The organism is Rhizobacter sp. P2_H2 (assembly GCF_056403375.1).
Window position 1 is genome coordinate 1 of sequence record NZ_JBFUFP010000530.1, and the last position, 3736, is coordinate 3736.

The 3736-nt window shown below is 68.0% G+C and carries 5 protein-coding genes and 1 tRNA gene; all 6 read left to right on the forward strand.

The window, feature by feature from the left end; all coding sequences use genetic code 11:
- The coding region (locus tag AC1D15_RS21790) for a LysR substrate-binding domain-containing protein (protein ID WP_477827613.1) at nucleotides 1-766 on the forward strand (766 nt) is incomplete at its 5' end.
- A 49-nt stretch (nucleotides 767-815) separates the two neighbouring features.
- On the forward strand, nucleotides 816-1634 hold the full coding sequence (gene lgt, locus AC1D15_RS21795) for a prolipoprotein diacylglyceryl transferase (RefSeq protein WP_477827614.1): 819 nt from the start codon (nucleotides 816-818) through the stop codon (nucleotides 1632-1634).
- Nucleotides 1631-2335 carry a DNA polymerase III subunit epsilon gene (gene dnaQ / locus AC1D15_RS21800; RefSeq protein ID WP_047504777.1) on the forward strand — a complete coding sequence of 235 codons (705 nt, stop codon included), beginning with the start codon at nucleotides 1631-1633 and terminating at the stop codon, nucleotides 2333-2335. The genes lgt and dnaQ overlap by 4 nt, the downstream gene beginning before the upstream one ends.
- A 62-nt stretch (nucleotides 2336-2397) precedes the next feature.
- Nucleotides 2398-2472 (forward strand) — tRNA-Val (locus AC1D15_RS21805).
- Nucleotides 2473-2591: 119 nt separating this feature from the next.
- On the forward strand, nucleotides 2592-3230 hold the full coding sequence (locus AC1D15_RS21810) for a hypothetical protein (protein ID WP_477827615.1): 639 nt from the start codon (nucleotides 2592-2594) through the stop codon (nucleotides 3228-3230).
- 203 nt (nucleotides 3231-3433) lie between these two features.
- A partial coding sequence (locus tag AC1D15_RS21815; RefSeq protein ID WP_477827616.1) for a hypothetical protein occupies nucleotides 3434-3736 on the forward strand: 303 nt, incomplete at its 3' end.

Sequence of the window (3736 nt, forward strand, 5' to 3'; positions counted from 1 at the left end):
CCGCACGCGGCGCCGCGTCGCGTTGACGCCGGCCGGCGAGGCGCTGGTGTCGCCGGTGCGCCAGCTGCTGCAGCAGGCGGCCGCCCTGGGGGCGGTGGCCAGCGGCGCGGGCAGCGGGGCGGTCGGGCGGCTGCGGCTCGGCTTCGTCTCGACGGTGGGCTTCGGGCTGCTGCCGGGCTGGCTGCGCGATTTCCGGCTGGCCGAGCCGGGCATCCACGTCGTGCTGCGCGAAGCCACCACCGACGTGCAGCTCGCAGCACTCGCCCAGGGCGAGGCCGACGCCGGCTTCGTGCTGCACGCGCCCGGCATGCTGCCGGCGCCGGCGCTCGAGCACCTGTCGCTCGGCACCGAGCCGCTGGTGCTGGCGCTGCCGGCCGCCTCGCCGCTGGCGGGCGCGCGGCGGCTGTCGCTGCCGGCCTTGCTGGCGCAGCCGCTGATCATCTTCCCGCGGACGATCGCGCCGTCGATCCACGACGCGGTGTTCGCGTTCTACCACCGGCACGGCGCGACGCCGGTGATCGGGCAGGAGGCGATCCAGATGCAGACCATCGTCAACCTGGTGTCGGCCGGGCTCGGCCTCGCCTGGGTGCCCGAATCGGTGACCCAGCTGCGGCGCGATGGTGTCAGCTACCGGCAGCTGCCGCCGTCGCTGGCGGCGTCGGGCGGCGCGGCGCCACGCTCCGAGACCAGCCTGGTGTGGCCGCGCGATGCCGGGCCGGTGGTCGAGCGCTTCGTTCGCTTCGTGCGCACCTCGCTGGCGACCTGAGCTGGGGTATCGTTCGCCTGCTTCCGCATTGCCCTGGCCCTCCACACCCATGCTCGTTCACCCGAAAATCGATCCCGTCGCGCTGCAGATCGGCCCGCTGGCCATCCACTGGTACGGCATCACCTACCTGGTCGCCTTCGGGCTGTTCCTGTGGCTCGCGTCGATCCGCGTGCGGCAGACGCAGTTCGCGCAGGCCGGCTGGACGCGCCGCGATGTCGAGGACCTGCTGTTCTACGGCGTGCTGGGCGTCGTGATCGGCGGCCGGCTCGGCTACGTGCTGTTCTACAAGCCCGGCCACTACGCCGGCCATCCACTCGAGATCTTCGCGGTCTGGAAGGGCGGCATGGCCTTCCACGGCGGGCTGCTGGGCGTGATCGCGGCGATGGGCGTGTTCGCCTGGCTGCGCAAGCGGCCGTTCTGGCAGGTCACCGACCTGATCGCGCCGTGCGTGCCGACCGGGCTCGCGTCCGGGCGCATCGGCAACTTCATCAACGGCGAACTGTGGGGCCGCGTCACGTCGCCGGACCTGCCGTGGGGCATGGTGTTCTCAGGCGCAGGCGACGAGCCGCGGCACCCGTCGCAGCTGTACCAGTTCGGCATGGAAGGCCTGCTGCTGTTCGGCTTCCTGTGGTGGTTCTCGCGCAAGCCGCGGCCGATGGGCCAGGTGTCGGGCGCGTTCCTGATCGGCTACGGGCTGTGCCGTTTCACCGCGGAGTTCTTCCGCGAACCCGACGCGTTCCTCGGCTACCTCGCGCTCGGCATGAGCATGGGCCAGTGGCTGTGCGTGCCGATGATCCTCGCGGGCATCGTGCTGTGCGCCTGGTCGGCGCGGCGCGGCTTTCCGGCCGGCGAGAAGGTGGCGGCATGAGGCAGGTCTTCTTCGACACCGAGACCACCGGCCTGAGCCCGGAGTCGGGCGACCGCATCATCGAGATCGGCTGCGTCGAGATGGTGAACCGGCGCCTGACCGGCAACAACAAGCACTTCTACGTCAACCCGCAGCGCTCGAGCCATGAAGATGCGGTGAAGATCCACGGGCTGACCGACGAGTTCCTGGCCGACAAGCCGCTGTTCGCCGCGATCGCCGACGAGCTGATGGATTTCCTGGCGGGCGCCGAGATCGTCATCCACAACGCCGGCTTCGACGTCGGCTTCATGAATGCCGAGCTGCGCCGGCTCGGCCGCCGGCCGTTCGCGGAGTGCGTGGCGGGCGTCAGCGACAGCCTGCTGATGGCGCGCGAGATGTTCCCCGGCAAGTCGAATTCGCTCGATGCGCTGTGCAAGCGGCTGGAGGTCGACAACTCCAACCGCTCGCTGCACGGCGCGCTGCTCGATGCCGGCCTGCTGGCCGAGGTCTACATCAACATGACGCGCGGGCAGAACTCGCTGGTGATCGATGCGGGCGGCACGTCGTCGCACGACATCGTCGTCGCGGCGATCGACTTCAGCGTCTTCGACCTGCCGGTCATCGTCGCGAACGACGAAGAGCTGGCGGCACACGCGAAGCAGCTCGCCGATCTCGACAAGGCCTCCGGCGGCAAGACGGGGTGGCGCCAGCTTGTGGCATAATCCAGGGCTTCGCGACAAGGCAGCCATGTTGAAAACGCGAAGCCGGTGATCGCAAGACACTCGGGCGGTTAACTCAGCGGTAGAGTGCCACCTTCACACGGTGGAAGTCGCAGGTTCGAACCCTGCACCGCCCACCAGTCCGATCATCCGTGGCAAGAGACAGGCAGCAAGAACGAAGCAGCACGACGGTGCTGCTTTTTTTTGCCCATCGCGCCGCGGCAAGAGCCGCCATTCGCCGCAGATATAGTCAGACGGCATGTCCCGCAAACACCATTCCCTGACCCGCGCACTGGCCGCGTCGTGCGCCGCGCTCGCGTGCACCACCGTGCAAGCCGGCCCGCCGGAAGGCGACCTGTTCGGCTACAAGCTCGGTGCGCCGTACACCATCAGCGAGCTGACCCAGCAGCGCACACGCGTCTCGCCGATGGTCGAGATGATGATCGACAAGCCCGACAAGGCGCCCGACTTCAAGGCCATCGAGCTGCTCGCGACGCCGAAGAGCCTGACGCTGATCAGCGTGCACGGCGTCGCCGATTTCCCCGACGAGACCCAGGCGCGCGCCTTCGCGGCCCGCCAGTCGGCGCTGATCGCCGTCGCCTACGGCGACAAGTGCCCGAAGAGCCCGTCCTTCATGAACGACCTGCTGAAGCTGCTGTGCCCGGGCGGGCTGGAGCTGTCGGTGTCGTACTACCCGCCGGACGCCTCGCGGGCGCAGCACAAGGTGCACCTGGGTCTGCGGCTGGCACCGGACAGCGAGGCCGGGCGCCGCCTGAGCCGCCTGGCGCAGCAGGAATYGACCGCACCGTCGACCCCGCCGGCCCCCGATGTGGATTCGGCGCAACGCACCGACAAACCAAAAGCCGATACACCGGCCGCGAAGCAGTCGCCGCAATAGGCGCCCGAACGCCTCCTTTCTTCGCCGAGGCAGGCGTTCCAATCGCTCGGATTGGCAGGAAAACACCTTGCTATTTCCCGTGCGCAATCAATGACTTATCGACAGCCGATGGCCGTTTTGTAGCGAACGCCTACAAGTCTGTAACAAGACCTGAAACAGGTTGCACGTCGGATAAACCCTGATCCGCCCCATCGATTTTTCCGATGGATCGCCCGATCCCCCTCTACCACCCCCATGAACGAGGGGGTGCCGCCTCGCTTCCGGCACTTGCAAAAAGCCAAGACCTTGATCTGACCTCCCGTAACAGGCGACACCTCTGGTCGTTCAATGATTCGTCCCAGCCGTCGAAACAGGGATGCCCGATCGACGGGCGCAGGGATTGGCCCGGCGTTGAAGGTTGGCTAGAGGAGCTATTCGATGAGTTGGTTTCACAAGGTGTTGGGCGCGTTCTGCGTGACGGCCGTGCTGGCCGGATGCGGCGGGTCCTCGACGGATCAAGGGTCCGA